At 63.6% G+C, this 14,811-nt stretch carries 13 protein-coding genes and 4 pseudogenes; 8 read left to right on the top strand and 9 right to left on the bottom strand.

Annotated features, from left to right (window positions below; genetic code table 11):
* The first annotated feature begins 13 nt into the window (after window positions 1-13).
* The 3 genes from F8A10_RS19350 (at window position 14) to F8A10_RS19340 (ending at window position 2,133) form a co-directional block, all read left to right on the top strand.
* Complete coding sequence (locus F8A10_RS19350; protein WP_152368243.1) at window positions 14-772, top strand: electron transfer flavoprotein subunit beta/FixA family protein; 759 nt, start codon at window positions 14-16, stop codon at window positions 770-772.
* Complete coding sequence (locus F8A10_RS19345) at window positions 772-1,698, top strand: electron transfer flavoprotein subunit alpha/FixB family protein (protein WP_152366466.1); 927 nt, start codon at window positions 772-774, stop codon at window positions 1,696-1,698. The genes F8A10_RS19350 and F8A10_RS19345 overlap by 1 nt, the downstream gene beginning before the upstream one ends.
* A 117-nt stretch (window positions 1,699-1,815) precedes the next feature.
* Complete coding sequence (locus tag F8A10_RS19340; RefSeq protein ID WP_152368242.1) at window positions 1,816-2,133, top strand: hypothetical protein; 318 nt, start codon at window positions 1,816-1,818, stop codon at window positions 2,131-2,133.
* Window positions 2,134-2,445: 312 nt separating this feature from the next.
* On the opposite strand, the gene F8A10_RS21855 is transcribed toward F8A10_RS19340, so the two are convergent.
* Window positions 2,446-2,811 carry an ATP-dependent Lon protease gene (locus F8A10_RS21855; RefSeq protein WP_319805346.1) on the bottom strand — a complete coding sequence of 122 codons (366 nt, stop codon included), beginning with the start codon at window positions 2,809-2,811 and terminating at the stop codon, window positions 2,446-2,448.
* A 70-nt stretch (window positions 2,812-2,881) separates the two neighbouring features.
* On the opposite strand from F8A10_RS21855, the gene F8A10_RS21275 reads away from it, so the two are divergent.
* The 4 genes and pseudogenes from F8A10_RS21275 to F8A10_RS19320 form a co-directional block, all read left to right on the top strand.
* Complete coding sequence (locus F8A10_RS21275) at window positions 2,882-3,223, top strand: hypothetical protein (protein ID WP_193668367.1); 342 nt, start codon at window positions 2,882-2,884, stop codon at window positions 3,221-3,223.
* Window positions 3,224-3,277: 54 nt separating this feature from the next.
* Window positions 3,278-4,777, top strand: a pseudogene (locus tag F8A10_RS19330) (IS21/IS408/IS1162 family transposase).
* A complete protein-coding gene (gene istB, locus F8A10_RS19325; protein WP_152368241.1) occupies window positions 4,710-5,438 on the top strand; it encodes an IS21-like element helper ATPase IstB in 729 nt (242 codons plus the stop codon). The pseudogene F8A10_RS19330 and the gene istB overlap by 68 nt, the downstream one beginning before the upstream one ends.
* 234 nt (window positions 5,439-5,672) lie before the next feature.
* Window positions 5,673-5,933 (top strand): annotated as a pseudogene (locus tag F8A10_RS19320) (hypothetical protein); the annotation flags it as partial.
* A gap of 175 nt (window positions 5,934-6,108) precedes the next feature.
* On the opposite strand, the gene F8A10_RS19315 reads toward F8A10_RS19320, so the two are convergent.
* From F8A10_RS19315 to F8A10_RS19285, 8 genes and pseudogenes are all read right to left on the bottom strand, one after another.
* Window positions 6,109-6,843, bottom strand: a complete 735-nt coding sequence (locus F8A10_RS19315) for a siderophore-interacting protein (RefSeq protein ID WP_152368240.1) — start codon at window positions 6,841-6,843, stop codon at window positions 6,109-6,111.
* A complete protein-coding gene (locus F8A10_RS19310; RefSeq protein WP_152368239.1) occupies window positions 6,840-7,637 on the bottom strand; it encodes an ABC transporter ATP-binding protein in 798 nt (265 codons plus the stop codon). The genes F8A10_RS19315 and F8A10_RS19310 overlap by 4 nt, the downstream gene beginning before the upstream one ends.
* Window positions 7,634-9,502, bottom strand: coding sequence for an iron ABC transporter permease (locus tag F8A10_RS19305; protein WP_152368238.1), 1,869 nt, complete (start codon window positions 9,500-9,502; stop codon window positions 7,634-7,636). Before F8A10_RS19305 ends, F8A10_RS19310 begins: the two co-directional genes overlap by 4 nt.
* Window positions 9,499-10,329 carry an ABC transporter substrate-binding protein gene (locus tag F8A10_RS19300; protein WP_406611909.1) on the bottom strand — a complete coding sequence of 277 codons (831 nt, stop codon included), beginning with the start codon at window positions 10,327-10,329 and terminating at the stop codon, window positions 9,499-9,501. Before F8A10_RS19300 ends, F8A10_RS19305 begins: the two co-directional genes overlap by 4 nt.
* Window positions 10,330-10,337: 8 nt before the next feature.
* Window positions 10,338-12,406: pseudogene (locus F8A10_RS19295) on the bottom strand (TonB-dependent siderophore receptor).
* Window positions 12,407-12,820: 414 nt separating this feature from the next.
* On the bottom strand, window positions 12,821-13,135 hold the full coding sequence (locus F8A10_RS21615; RefSeq protein ID WP_227493554.1) for a FecR family protein: 315 nt from the start codon (window positions 13,133-13,135) through the stop codon (window positions 12,821-12,823).
* A gap of 319 nt (window positions 13,136-13,454) precedes the next feature.
* A pseudogene (locus tag F8A10_RS21970) lies at window positions 13,455-13,535 on the bottom strand (hypothetical protein); the annotation flags it as partial.
* A 7-nt stretch (window positions 13,536-13,542) separates the two neighbouring features.
* Window positions 13,543-14,034, bottom strand: a complete 492-nt coding sequence (locus F8A10_RS19285) for an RNA polymerase sigma factor (RefSeq protein ID WP_152368236.1) — start codon at window positions 14,032-14,034, stop codon at window positions 13,543-13,545.
* A gap of 431 nt (window positions 14,035-14,465) precedes the next feature.
* Between F8A10_RS19285 and F8A10_RS21270 the strand changes: the two genes are divergently transcribed.
* On the top strand, window positions 14,466-14,708 hold the full coding sequence (locus F8A10_RS21270) for a hypothetical protein (protein WP_193668376.1): 243 nt from the start codon (window positions 14,466-14,468) through the stop codon (window positions 14,706-14,708).
* The last annotated feature ends 103 nt before the right edge of the window (window positions 14,709-14,811 follow it).

The raw sequence follows: 14,811 nt of genomic DNA, 5'->3' as shown, positions 1-14,811 counted from the left end.
TCAGGAAGAAATCATGAAGATACTGGTCCCCGTCAAGCGTGTGATTGACTACAACGTTAAGGCCCGTGTTAGGTCTGATGGTTCTGGTGTTGATCTTGCGAACGTCAAGATGTCGATGAACCCGTTCGACGAGATTGCGGTTGAGGAGGCGATCCGCCTGAAGGAGTCCGGGAAGGCCTCTGAGGTGATCGCGGTTTCGATCGGTGTGAAGCAGGCAGCCGAGACGCTGCGGACGGCGCTTGCGATGGGCGCGGACCGTGCGATCCTGGTGGTTGCGGCCGATGATGTGCATCAGGACATCGAGCCCCTGGCGGTGGCCAGGATCCTGGCGAAAGTGGCGCAGGAAGAGGGCGCGGGCCTGATCATCGCCGGCAAACAGCCGATCGACAACGACATGAACGCGACCGGCCAGATGCTGGCGGCGCTGCTGGGCTGGGCGCAGGCGACCTTTGCCAGCAAGCTCGAGGTTGATGGCGGCAAGGCCCGGGTCACGCGTGAGGTTGACGGCGGGCTGCAGACGATCGAGGTCAGCCTGCCTGCGGTGGTGACCGCCGACCTGCGTCTGAACGAGCCGCGCTATGCGAGCCTGCCCAATATCATGAAGGCCAAGAAAAAGCCGCTCGATGAAAAGACCGCCGGTGATTACGGCGTGGATGTTTCGCCGCGGCTTGAGGTTCTCAAGACCCGCGAGCCCGAGGGGCGCAAGGCCGGCATCAGGGTCGGCTCGGTCGATGAGCTGGTTGGCAAGCTGAAAGAAGCGGGGGTGATCTGATGGCTGTTCTGCTGCTTGGAGAAGTGACGGGTGGTGTTCTGAACCGCGATGCGACCGCCAAGGCGGTCAGCGCGGTCAGGGGCCTGGGCGATGTGACGGTGCTCTGCGCCGGCGCCTCGGCGAAAGCGGCCGCCGCGGAGGCCGCGACGATCGCCGGCGTGTCGAAAGTGCTGGTGGCGGAAAGCCCGGTCTATGGCCACCGGCTGGCCGAGCCGACGGCGGCGCTGATCGTGTCTTTGGCGGGTGACTACGACCATATCGCCGCGCCTGCGACGACGGATGCCAAGAACGTCATGCCGCGGGTTGCGGCGCTTCTGGACGTGATGGTGCTGTCGGATGTCTCGGCGGTGATCGGCGCGGATACGTTCGAGCGGCCGATCTATGCCGGCAACGCGATCCAGACGGTCAGGTCGAAGGACGCAAAGAAGGTCTTCACCATCCGCACGGCCAGCTTTGATGCGGCGGGCGAGGGTGGCTCGGCCGCGGTCTCGGATGTGGCTGCTGCTGCGGATCCCGGCCTGTCGTCCTGGGTCGGCGACGAGGTGGCGCAATCGGACCGCCCCGAGCTGACCTCGGCGAAACGTGTGGTCTCGGGCGGTCGCGGCCTTGGCTCGAAAGAGAGCTTCGGGATCATCGAGGCGCTTGCCGACAAGCTGGGCGCCGCGGTCGGCGCCTCGCGCGCGGCGGTGGACTCGGGCTACGCGCCGAACGACTGGCAGGTTGGCCAGACCGGCAAGGTTGTCGCGCCCGAGCTTTACGTTGCGGTCGGCATCTCGGGTGCGATCCAGCACCTCGCGGGGATGAAGGACAGCAAGGTCATCGTCGCCATCAACAAGGACGAAGAGGCCCCCATCTTCCAGATCGCAGACTACGGCCTCGTCGGGGACCTCTTCTCCACCGTACCAGAACTCACGCAGAAGTTGTAAGGGCTAAAACCTGCCGTAATGCAGCAATGACAAAAGCTCAGGCGACATCTTCGGTCAGTCGGGAAGGACGGAACCTTGTCACTTACCTCCCCGGGGCTCCGTCCAGAGGAATCGAACATGTCTGAAATCGTCCGCGAGTCGATGGAGTATGACGTCGTTATTGTTGGTGGGGGCCTTGCGGCGCTCGAGCATCCGTTTGACCCGGCGCCGGATGCGCGTCGCGTCGTGGGCGCTGATGCCGTTGAAGTCCGCCAGGTCCATATCCGGGCTTTCGTCCGATGCGTCGACATCGACGGGGGCGGGGTCAGGAGGTCTGGGGGAATCCTCTTACAGCGCAGCTTGTGCAGATGCTTTTTGAGGCCGAGCTCAAGGTCGAAACGACCCTCGGTCAGGCTGAAAAAGCAGGCCTCGATGAAGGGGATGGTGGACAGGTGAATACTCCGGACATGTAGGGGCCGTCGGCCGGGGGGGAGCCCGACCGGGGCAAGAGGGGTTGGGGGGAATGGTGATCAGGTGCCGGTAAAAATCAGGCCGCGCGGTTTGGAACCCGCCCATGCCCTTGCGGAAATCGATCGGTTCGCAGATCACAAAGATGCGGAAGCTGCCGGACTGAGAAATCCAGCACCGCCCGCAGGACCTCAGCCTAGTGGTCGGCCCGATAGACGCTGGAAAGCTGATCGAGCGCCGCTGCAATACACATGCCTTGGCTGGTTGGTTTGATAGGGAACGGAAGGCATGTGTGGTTGATCATGGGGATCTCCCATTCGGAAGCACGAGAGCACCAGTCTGTGACGGTCCTGGCGGACGGGCGGGGGGCTGGCTGCAATGCATCAGGCGAACAGCCCGCGCGAATTCCGAAAGCAGACTATCCAGCATCTTCGGACAATCGATGGACACATGGCCTGCAGCCTCGATCATTTGGATCTGACGCGCGATGCCATGCAGCTTCGGGGGGTGCCAATATGCGCTGCCGGGCAGGCGGATCAGGCCCTGTAAGCTGCGGGCCCAACCGTCAGATCGGTCAATCAGCAGCAGTCGGCGGTGCCCCAGGCAGGGATGATCCATCAGCACACCCCAAAGCGCGGGAAACCCTTGTGCAGAAAGACAGGGCAGCCAAGCCTCAAGGACGATCGCGTCTGCAAAATCGTTGGGGCAGGGCGTGGCCGCGCGAAGTAAGGCATGAATGCGCCCGAAATGCGTTTCGGCGATCGATGCGTGGGCGGTTATACGGTTGAACCGATGTCAGATCATAATCAAAGCCGGTTTTGGTCCGATTAAAGTTATGTTCAAAAGCGATGAGGTCCTTGCGGCGCTCATGTTCGCGCACGGCCTGCACGGCCTCTGCCTCACGATCAGCTTGAGCCGCTTGCTCATTGGTCAAGCTGAAATAGGTATCAACCCCGCGCGAGATCGCATCAGCGATAAACGCGCCCGAAGACAGAGCGGGGTTGAACTCACGTTGATAGCCTGTGTTTCGGCATGCAATCTTGACCCCTTAGGCGGGGGTATCGGCACCCAATTTTGACCCCCCTGATGTTTTGTCAGACCGTTCGCTGGAGGTCAGCGAGCGGAGGAGTAGATGAAGCGGGTGGATACGATCGCGCGGGTCCGGCGTGCCTTCTACGTTCATGGCTGGTCGGTGAAGAAGATCGTTCGGGAGTTGCACGTATCGCGGAGTACCGTGCGGAAGATCCTGCGGTCGGACGAGACGGATTTCAGCTATGAGCGCAGCCGTCAGCCGTTGCCCCGGATCGGGCCGTGGCAGGGGCAGCTTGAGCAGTTTCTATCCTCGAATGCGTCGAAGGCACCTCGCGAGCGGCTGACGTTGATCCGCATTTTCGAGGAGCTGCAAGCGCTCGGATATGAGGGCGGATACGATGCCGTGCGCCGGTTCGCGCGACCTTGGTCACAGACCCGCGGGGCGGTGACGGCCGAAGCCTATGTGCCGCTCTACTATGCTCCTGGCGAAGCTTACCAGTTCGACTGGAGCCATGAGGTCGTTCTGATCTCGGACGTGACGGTCACGGTGAATGTCGCCCATCTCCGCCTTTGCCACAGCCGGGTGATGTTTGCCCGCGCCTACATGCGCGGTATCTATGACAACATGAAGACGGCGGTGGAGGCGATCTCCAGCGGCAAGGAACGCCAATACAACCGCCGCTTCCTGCAGATGTGCAGCCATTACCTGGTCCAGCCGGTCGCCTGCACTCCCGCCTCCGGATGGGAGAAGGACCAGGTCTAGAACCAGGTCGGGCTGGTGCGGGAGCGCTTCTTCACGCTGCGTTTGCGGGTAGGGAGCCTCGACGAGTTGAACGCCTGGTTGCTCGACAAACGCGTGGCCTATGCCAAGACCCATCGCCATCCCGAAGAAAGCGGGAAGACGGTCTGGGAGATGTTCGAGGCGGAACGCCCGCATCTCGTGCCCTATGCCGGGCCCTTCGACGGCTTCCACAGCGTGCCTGCGTCGGTGGCCAAGACATGCACGGTGCGGTTCGACAACAATAAATACTCGGTGCTGGCCACAGCTGTTGGCCGCCCCGTCGAGGTGCATGCCTATGCCGATCGCATCACCATCCGGCAGGATGGGGTGGTGGTCGGCGAGCATGCCCGCGTCTTCGGGCAAGGCCAGACCGTTTATGACCCTTGGCACTATGTGCCTGTTCTGGCGCGCAAACCCGGAGCGCTGCGCAATGGTGCGCCCTTCAGGGACTGGGCCTTGCCCGCCGCCATGTCGGCGATCCGGCGCAAGTTGAAGGGCAGCGATGACGGTGATCGGCAGATGGTCCAGATCCTGGCCTGCGTGCCGGAGGACGGCCTTCAGGCTGTCGAGGCCGCTTGCCGCGAAGCGCTCGGGCACGGCGTCCATTCCGCACCGGTCGTCATCAACATCCTCGCCCGCCAGCGCAACCCCGCGCCACCGCCCTTGCTGCTCACACCAACCGCGCTGCGCCTGACCCATGAGCCCGTGGCCGACTGTGCGCGCTACGATAACCTCAGGAGGACAAGCCATTATGGAACGCACCCAAATCCTCGACCTGATGGGGACGCCGAAGCTTTACGGAGTGCGCAGCGCCTATGACGAGGTCATGGCCACCGGCATCAAGCGTCAGCACGAGCCGCCCCGGATCGTCGGCGATCTGCTGCAGTCGGAGATCACCGAGAAGCTGGCGCGATCCATCCGCTATCAACTGACCGTCGCCAAACTGCCCTTGGCAAAGGATATTGAGGAGTTCGACTTCACCGGCACGCCGATCAACGAGGGTCTGGTGCGCGACCTCAGCACCGGCAGCTTCGTTGCCGACCAGCGCAACGTCGTGCTGATCGGCGGCACAGGCACCGGCAAGACCCACCTCGCCATTGCCATAGCACGCGCCCTGATCCGGGGCGGCACCCGTGGACGCTTCTTCAATGTCGTCGACCTTGTGAACCGCCTGGAGACCGAGACCCGTAGCGGCAAGCAGGGTCGCATGGCCGACTACCTGACGCGCCTCGACTTCGTCATTCTGGACGAGCTGGGCTATCTGCCCTTTGCCCAATCCGGCGGTCAGCTGCTGTTCCACCTCATCAGCCGCCTCTACGAGCGCACTTCGATCATCGTCACCACGAACCTCGCCTTCGGAGAATGGCCGGCTGTCTTCGGCGATGCCAAGATGACTACGGCGCTCCTCGATCGGCTCACCCATCATTGCGAGATCATCGAGACCGGCAACGAGTCCTGGCGCTTCAAGAACCGTGCATGACCGGGGCCTGACCCGCCTCCACCACTGATCAGTTCCGTCGGCTCAGGCCCCGGCGCAAACCGCATCAGGGGGGCAATATTGGACGCCGATAAGGGGTCAGTTTTGCGCGCTGATTGACATGGTCCAGTTCACGATTCCGGACGAAAACCAGCCCCTGTTTCACCGATTCACGGGTAAGCGGCAGGCAGATCACCCGATTGGCGCCAAGTTCGGCACATAGCTTTTTCTGATGGGCTGCGAGGCCGGGTCGAGGTGATCGAACTGGTGCCGCCCGCAGTGCAGACCGACCTGACGCTGGGGCAAGCGACGCGGCCCGGCTATCTGCCGCTGACCGATTTCATCGACGAGGTGATGGAGTTGTTCGCGCAGCAGCCGACGCCCGCCGAGATACTGGTGCAGCGCGTGGCCTTCCTGCGCCATGCGGAGGCGGAACACCGCTTCGACGCAGCGGTGGCCACGCTGAACGAGTTCGCCCGCCGGGCGCGTGAAGATCAGGGCTGGTGCGGGAGGTGGAAGGGGGCGGAATGCCATCTAGCATCGCCCTCACCCGTCCGCCCCTTTGCCGGCTGCATCTTGGACGGATTGTGGCCGGCCAGCCGCGACGAAGAGACCAGTCAGGGCAACGCGGCTCGGCAAACCGGGATGGGGTCCGCCCCCTCTATCGGCATATTCACCTGCGGCTATGGCCCCGGATCCAGTAGCCTATCGTGGTAACATCGCCGTCGTATGCGCCTTTTGCCCGAAAGCAGCGTTTGAGACGGGCCACAGTCGTAGCCTCCGCAGCGATCCACACATAGTCCCGACCTGGCAGGAACGAGATGCTTTCCGCAACGCTCCCCAGCAGTTGATCGTCCGCTTCGGACTGTTGATGCCAGTGTATCTCATGGGTTTCGGGCGCGAACATCATCGGCCTGTCAGCCGGGAACGGCACGCAGATATGCGCGATGGCTCTTGCCTGCCCCTGCCACTCATCGAAAATGCGCGCAATGGCCGGAAGCCCGGTGATGTCGGCAAATATCAGAATCCGGTCGATTCCGGGGGCAATTCTGAACCTGCCCTCGGGCTGACCCATCAGGAGTTGATCGCCCATACGCGCCTGAGCTGCCCAACTGGCCGCAAGTCCGCCTGCATGGCGAACCATATCAATCGTTACGGTCCCTTCCCGCCAATCGATCTTGCGCAATGTATACGGGCGAGAGCGGTTGCGCGGCAGACGCTTGCCGCAGAGGTTGCGCGCGGGTAGCGGCAGCGCCCCCGCGGCATCGGGAAACCAGAGACTGACCCATTCGCCCGGGTGTTTCGTCCTTTCAAACAGTTCCATATTCCCGACGGCAAGGACCAGCCGGATTAGGGAGGGCGACAAGTCGGTAACCGATATTACATTGGCCGGGAATATATCTCTCATGGCGTCGCGGTTTCGGATTCGAAAAATCTCCGCGGCATCATCAGGCGGCTGCCGCGCCAGGTAATTGCCTCCATCTCAAGTCCATAAAGCCGCTTGAGAAGGCCGGCGTCATGCAGCTCCTCAATCGGGGAATGCGCAGCCAGCCTGCCGCCATGCAGCGCGATGGCCTCGTCGCACCAGCCCATCGCGAGGTTCAGGTCTTGCAGGACCATGATGACCGAAATGCCGCGCTGACGGTTCAGCCTGCGCAACAGCTCCATCACTTCGACCTGATGGGCGATATCCAGCGCCGAGACCGGCTCATCGAGCAGCATCACCTCGGCACCCTGTGCAAGCAGCATGGCGATCCAGCCGCGCTGCCGTTCACCGCCCGACAAGGTATCGTCCAGCTGATCCGCAAATGCGGAGGTGCCGGTCAGCGCCATCGCTTCGTCGCAGGCGATACGGTCCTGCGTGGAACGTTGCCCCAGCAGGCCGTGCCAGGGGAAACGGCCGAGCCCCACAAGGTCGTGCAGCGTCATCCCCGGGGCTGCGGTCGGGTTTTGTGGCAGCCAGGCCAGCTTGCGCGCGAAATCCCGGGCAGACCAAGTTCTGATTGCGCGGCCCAGGAAGCGGATATCTCCGGCATCCGGGCTTTCCTGGCGGGCAAGGGCCTTCAGAAGCGTGGACTTCCCCGATCCGTTATGTCCGAGGATTGCGATGATCCGGCCTGGTTCGATCGTCAGATCCAGTGGGCCCAATAGGGTTCGGCCATTTGCGCGACGTTCCAGCGCCTTGCAGGAAAACAGGGTCATCGGCCTCTTCCGATCAGCCACAGGAAAAACGGCGCGCCCAAAAGCGATGCAAGCGCGCCTGCGGGAATCTCGTAGGGAAACCAGATCAGCCGACCGGCCAGATCGGCCAGCACGAGAATGGTTGCCCCCAGGGCGGCGGCGCAAATCCCCTGCATGCCCGGACCGGAAGCGCCCAGGGCACGGGCCAGATGCGGCGCCATCAGTCCGGCGAAGCTGATCGGTCCAACGGCAAGCGTCGAAACGCCGGTCAGGACAGCAACCCAGGCCATAAGGGTGAAACGCGTGATGACCGGCCTTACACCCAGGGCTTGCGCTTGCGCGGTGCCAAGCGGCAGGATGCGAAGCCAGCGCAGGAAAAGCGGAAAGCTGAGACAGGCGAGCAGCGTCACCGCAGCCCCGGTCAGCGCGGCCATCGGCTCGGCGCGATAGGTTGGCCCCATGCTCCAGGTCAGCACGACAAAGGCGCGCGGATCGCCGCTGGCGATTATCACTGAGATCAAGGCGCCGGCAAAGGTGCCGAAGGCAACCCCCGTCAACAGAAGCGCGCCCGGTGCAAAGCGGTTTCGCGCGCTGATCGCCACGACCAGCGCGAAGGCCAGCAGCGCACCCGACACCGCGCCGGAAAAAAGCGCCGCCATGCCCCCGGCGAGCAGGCCCAGAATGATCCCGAGCCCCGCGCCCGAACTGATGCCAAGGCTTTCCGGGCTGGCCAGCGGGTTGCCGGTCAGGCTCTGGATCACGACGCCCGCCAGTGCCAGCATCACCCCGGCAGAAAGCGCGGTCAGAACGCGGGGCCAGCGTCCGGGCCAAAGTTCGGCGGCGTCCAAGCCCGGCAGATGGAGGGTTTCCGAGAGCGAAAAGGCAACGGATATTGCCAGAACGGTCAGTGCAACCAGGACCGCCGGAAATGGACGCCGATTGCCCGCCAATACCTGCCGTGCCGGATGTTCGGGGATGCGTCGCTGCCAGAGCAGCAGCAGAAGCAATAGGCCGCAGGGTATCGGGGTCAGAACGCCGGTGGGCAGCAGCAGGGTCACGGCGCCGGCCGCAGGCGTGGCAACCAATCCGGCCGGGCAGGCTGCGGATGCCCATTCCTGCGACCAGCAGCGGAGCGGCAAGCCCGACGAACCCGATGACGCCGATCCGGGCAGTGACCACGGCAGATACAAGCGTGGCCAGAAGGAGAACCCCAGCCGCAGTCTGGAAGCGTTGGCTCCAAGGCCGCGCAGGCTTTCATCGGATACCGCGAAAAGCGCCATCCCCCGCATCAGGATCAGGGCAATCGGCACCAGCACCAGCAGCCGACCGCCAAGCGCCGCCAGATCGGCGGTGCCGTTCTGCGTCAGATTGCCGCTAGCCCAGATGAATACCGAACGCAGGTAGTCATGCTGAAACAGGGCGAGCAGCACGAAGATGGCACCCACCGCAAGATTGACCACCAGTCCGGCGACCAGCAGTGCAGGGCCTGAGGCGCGGCGCCCGGCAAGCAACGTGACGAACGCCAGCGCAGCAAGGCCGCCAGCCAGTCCCGCCGCCTCACGCAGCCAGGCGCTATTGCCCGCCAAAAGCACACAAAGCGCGATGGCAAGCTGCGCCCCGGACAGCACGCCAAGCGTGGCGGGTTCCGCCAGCGGATTGCGCAATACCTGCTGGAACATCAGACCCGAAAGCCCGAGCGCAGCCCCTGAGATCAACGCCATCCAAAGACGGGGTATCAGCGACTCGGCGCGCCAGATCTGCCAGAATTCATCGGGAAGGCTGGCGATGGTCGGTTCCGGCACAGTCAGGTTGAAAATGGCAAGGCCAATAGCCAGGATCGCCAATCCGGCGGCCAGCATGGCCAGAAACAGGGTGCCGCGGGTCATGTCGCCTCCAAGAATCCTGAAAAGCGGATCGCCGACGGCACCCCGCCGAAGACCCAGGCCGGGGGCAGGATACTGAATCGACCGGCCCGGACCTGCGGCATGGCCCGCCAGATGGCGCTTTCCCGCAGGGGGGCAGGAGGGGCGGGCTCGATGATCAGCAGGCGGGCCTCGGGATGGCGGGCCAGTTCCTCGATCCCGCCCGAGGCAAAGCCCCAGATGTTCGTCGGGCCGTTCCAGGCATTCCACAGGCCCTTCGCCTTGATGACATCGTCGAACAGATTGCCCGAACCATAGATGTCGATGACACGATCATCCGCGAATTTCAGGATCAGCACCGAAGGCGCATCGCTATGGACCGGCGCAAGGGCCTGTTCCAGATCCGCCAGCAGCCGGGCACCCTGCGCCTTGCGATCCAGCAGCGCGGCCAGATCCCGGACGGCCTGGCGGGCCAGATGCAGCGGCTGGCGTTCCGCAGTGTATAGCGGCAGAGCGCGCACCGGGGCTATGGCTTCCAGCCGCGCGGGCGGCGCACCGTAACCTTCAAGCGTCAGGATCAGTTCGGGGCGGAGCGACCTGATCGCTTCGAGATTGGGCCAGTTCCTCAGCCCCACATCCTGCGTCCCCGGCGGCAAGGCCGGCTCGACCACCCTTTGCCTGTAAAGCGGGGCCTCGGCCACCGCCAGCGGGGCCAAGCCAAGCGCGATCAATGTTTCGGCCAGGGCCCAGTCAAGCACGACGATCCGGCCGGGCGTGCCCGTCGAGGCGGCGCGGCCGCTTGTCAGGCCCAGAGAGGTGGCCCCGGCGAGAAAGCCCCGCCGGGACAACACATTTCCAGTCACCACTTATAGCTCAGGCTGGTCGAGACAGCGCGACCCGGACCCCAGTAGCAGCCCGAAGCGCTCAGGCAGGTCGAGACATAGCGCTTGTCGGTCAGGTTGGTGACGTTCAGGCTGAACTGCGCGCCTTCATGGCCAATCGCGGCTAGGTCGTAGCGGATCGCGGCGTCAAATAGCGTGAATGACGGCACGCTGAACTGGTTGGCGTTGTCGCCGAAGGTCTGGCCGACATGACGGATACCGCCGCCAAGGCTCAGCCCGCCCCAGGCATCAGCCGCTTGCAGCCTGTAGTCCAGCCAGAGGGCGGCCTGATGGCGCGGCACGAAGGCCGGACGATTGCCCTGATAGCGGTTGTCGCGGGTGATCTGGCCATCACCTATAGGCACAGGAGCCGATGACGCTCAGCCGCTTGCCAGTTCGGCCTTGGCATCCAGCTCGATGCCGCGCACCCGGACCTCGCCCGTCTGGGTGTTGAAACTTGTGTTGACCGGATCGGGTGTCAGCACGTTTTCCTGCGTCAGCTGGAAGGCCGACAAGGTGACCATGACCGGCCTGTCCTGGGGCGCATAGCGCAGCCCGACCTCGACCTGGTCGGCGGTGGTGGGGGGGGGAAGACGTCACCGTTACGGTCCGTGCCGCCGGCCGGATAGAAGGAGGTCGTATAGCCGACATAGGGCGAGATGCCGTTGTCAAAATGATAGACCGCGCCAATGGGCCCGGTCAGCTTGTCATCGCCTTGCTCGACGCTGCGGTCAGAAGTCGCCGTAACGGTGCGGGTTATCGTATCGGCCCAGTCATGGCGTAGCCCGACCGAAACAACGGCCTTGCCCCAGGTGATCTGATCCTGGGCATAGATGCCGACCTGCTTGCGGGTCTGCCCGATGCTCATGGCGACGGGCGGGCGGGTGATACCACTGCCGACATAGGCCGGGTCGAACACGTCCCAGCCCATCGAGACATAGCTGAGCGCCGTCTCGTCGAACCTGCTTTTCTCGCGAGATGCATCGACGCCGAACAGCAGGTCATGCTCGACCACGCCGCTGCGCAGCTTGCCGACCAAGTGCGCGTCATAGGACCAGACCTTCGAGGTTTCCGGGAATCCCCAGGCGTAACGCGCGGCCTCGGTCGGGCCGCAGGCCAGCGACAGGCAGTAAAGCTGGACGCGCTGCGTGTCGACATCCACCTCGCTATAGCGCAGCATCTGGTTAATGGACCAGTCCGGGTTGATCTGCTTTTCCAGCCGTATCCCGGCCTGTTTAGAGGTGCTTTCGAAATGATCGAAGCCCGGTTCGCCGACAAATGTGGATTGCGGCAAATAACCCCGGACCGGATCGGGGAACAACGTGCCATTGGCTGAAAGCGACGGCGCGCCGCCGCTACCGGGCGAATCGATGTTCTGGTATTCGCCGAACACCGTCAGCGTCAGGCTGGGGTCGATCCTCCAGGTCAGCGACGGAGCGATATAGAGCTTCCGCTCGCTCATATGGTGGTATTCGCTGTCACCGTCACGGCCCATGGCGACAAAGCGGTAAAGCAGGTCGCCGTCCTTATCCAGCCGGCCGCCGAAATCGATGCCGATCTGCTTGCGGTCGTAGGAGCCGAAGGACAGTTCGACCTCGCGCACCTCCCGGTCGACGGGGCGCTTCGTGACAACGTTCACGATGCCGCCGGGGGTGGCTTGCCCGTAAAGGACCGATGCCGGACCTTTCAGCACCTCGATCCGTTCCAGCCCGAAGGGCTCCGCCCGAGATTGCGCATAGCCACGGGCGTCGAAATTCTGCCGCAGCCCGTCGGCATAACGGTCGGGGCGGAAGCCGCGCCCCGTCAGCCAGTCATGGCGCAGGTCGTTGTCGCCGTATTGGCCAACGACGCCGGGGGTATAGGCCAGACCCGACATGACCGAGCGCGCGCCTTGCGACTTGATCTGGTCGGCGGTGACCACGTTGACCGCCTGCGGCACGTCACGCAGGTTGGCACCGGTCTTGGTACCGGTACCGCTGGAATGGGCCACGATACCGGAAACAGCGCCGAAGGGGTTTTCGGCGCTGATGACGACGGTGCTCAGCATGATCGACCCATCCGCAGTCATCGCGCCGGCCCGGCGATCCATGGTCAGGGTGTCGTTATCTATCAGCGCAGGCTGCAAGCCGCTTTCACCCAGCATGATACTCAGCGCCTCGTGGGGCGTCATCATGCCCGAAACGGCGATGCTTTGCCGTCCTGCGATGAGCCGATCATCGACAACGACCTGAAGCCCGGTCTTCCGGCCGAGCTCCAGCACCGCGCTGGCCAGCGGCTGTGCCGCGATATCTATGCGTTGCGCTTCCTGAGCCTGAGCCGCAGCTGTAGCGAGGCATACCAGCGAGGCCAAAGCGGCCAGCCGTCCCTTCATTCCCTGCATCCTGTCTTCCCCATGGATCCGATGACAGAGAAAAGACAGTTCAGGCGGCCGGGGTAATTACAGCGGCCTGAAAATTTTTCCTCACCTGGCCCGTATGATGATAACGCCGCCCGGCAGGTGGGTCAGGCGCACCGGCAGCGTCTGCGCGATGGTTTCCGGCGCCTCGGCAATGCGGGACAGGCTGAACATCGCCGTGACCGGGATGCGTTTCGCCGTGTTGCTGACCATGACATTCCACCCGGCATTGCGGGCCAGCACGTCCATCACCTCCCCAAGCGGCGTCGCCTGGAACACAAGGACGCCATGCCGCCAAGCAGTTTCGGATTCGGGATCGATCGCCTGCGGGCCGGTGGCGGCATTGTCGTCGAATACGAATTGCTGGCCCTGTTCCACCACCGTCTCGACCGTGCCGCTTCTGGCAAGAACGCTGTGTTCCGTGACCGTAAGGCTGACCCGATCCCCGGAAAGGCGTATGTTGAACGCCGTCCCAAGCGCGCTGAATTCGGCCGGACCCGCCTTGACGACGAACGGGCGGGCGGGTTAGCCATAAAGTCAGCGGGGCCAGCAGCGCGACCCCTCCGCCGGTGATGGCGGCCCGGCGGGACAGCTTGCGCCTCTGGCGCATTTCGGTGGTGGCGGGCTGCAGACGGTTCCAGAACGCCTCAGCCCGCACCCAGGCTTCAACATGTTCGGGCACCGCAAGCCAGCGCGTGAATTCCGCGCGAAGGCCGTCGTCCGCCCGCTCGTCATTCACGCGCACCAGCCATTCCAGAGCCTGATCGTCGGGAGAGCCCATGACTGGCCTACATCTCAAGCGCCTTGCGCAGATCGGACAGCGCCCGGACGATCTGCACCATCACCGTGTTGCGGGAAATACCCAGCCGGGCGGCGATCTGATTATAGCTCAGATCGTCGACGCGCGACATGATGAAGACCTGCCGCCGCTTTTCCGGCAGGCCGGCGATGGTGCGCATGACCAGCAGCAAGTCCTGCCGGGCGATCATCCTCTCGACGGCGCCGGGCGCCGGATCGGCAGTTTCGGGCATATCTGTGATGTCGGCATTGCGCCGCTGCGCCGTCAGCGCGTTGATCGCAAGGTTGCGCGCCGAGCGGCGCAGATAGGCACGCGGATCGCGGACCCCGCCCATTCCGCCTTCTTTCTCCAGCACGCGCAGGAACGTGTCCTGGATCAGGTCGTCCGCCATGCCGAGGCTGCCGGTCATCCTTGTCAGGAACCGACGCAGACCGGGCCGTTCCTTCATGTAGAGACAGGCAAGATGGACGGAATCGGTCATCCGAAAGCTTGGGAATCCTTGAACAGACGAGAGAGGATGCAGGTGCGCAAATTCCGACTAAAACAATCAGAATTTGCTTGCAAGCATGCCGAAGGCCACGATGCCTGGGCGGTCGCGCAACCGCTGAGGGAACGCCACGTCGGATTGCATCAGGAAGAGGCTGGTCGTAGCGGCTTGGTGGGCGCCTATGCGATGAGGGTGCTGCGGGAGGCTAAAATGCGGCGTGCCTGCTGAGCATGATGCCCATCTCCGTCATAGGCAGAACCAAAGTGGCTAATGCTACCGCTAACTTGGCATCCGACCTTCCGATTGCCGATCTCGTATGTGGGTGACGATCATGGCGACGTTGTGAAATCCTCGTGCGCGCAGGCGCCCTGGGCGCCGAGTCGAAGTTTTCGGGCCCGATCGCACCACAAATGAGAAAGGGACGCATGGCACAGACACCCACACCCGACAAACCGACTCACAAAAGCCACAAGGGCCATCCCGGCGATCTTTGGCGAGAGCAGGAGGCCCTAGCGGGCCATCTCGACCCCGACCTCGATCCGGGCGTCGAGGCGCTGCCGCAGCCCGAGGGGTCGACCGAGATCATCGAGACCGACTACCAGATCGGTCAGGACAATATCGAAGGCGTCAGGCCGGTCCCTTCGATATCCATAACCCGGTCTTCATGATCTCGGCCGAATGACGAGCATCGCGCATTCTTCCATGCCCATTTCGTGAAGAAGGGCGCGGAGGCCGCCCAGGCCGTCCGCAAGATCGCCGTTCTCGCCATCT

The sequence above is a fragment of the Paracoccus kondratievae genome, assembly GCF_009301415.1.
Taxonomy (GTDB): domain Bacteria; phylum Pseudomonadota; class Alphaproteobacteria; order Rhodobacterales; family Rhodobacteraceae; genus Paracoccus; species Paracoccus kondratievae.
This window is presented reverse-complemented; position numbering and strand designations above follow the sequence as displayed.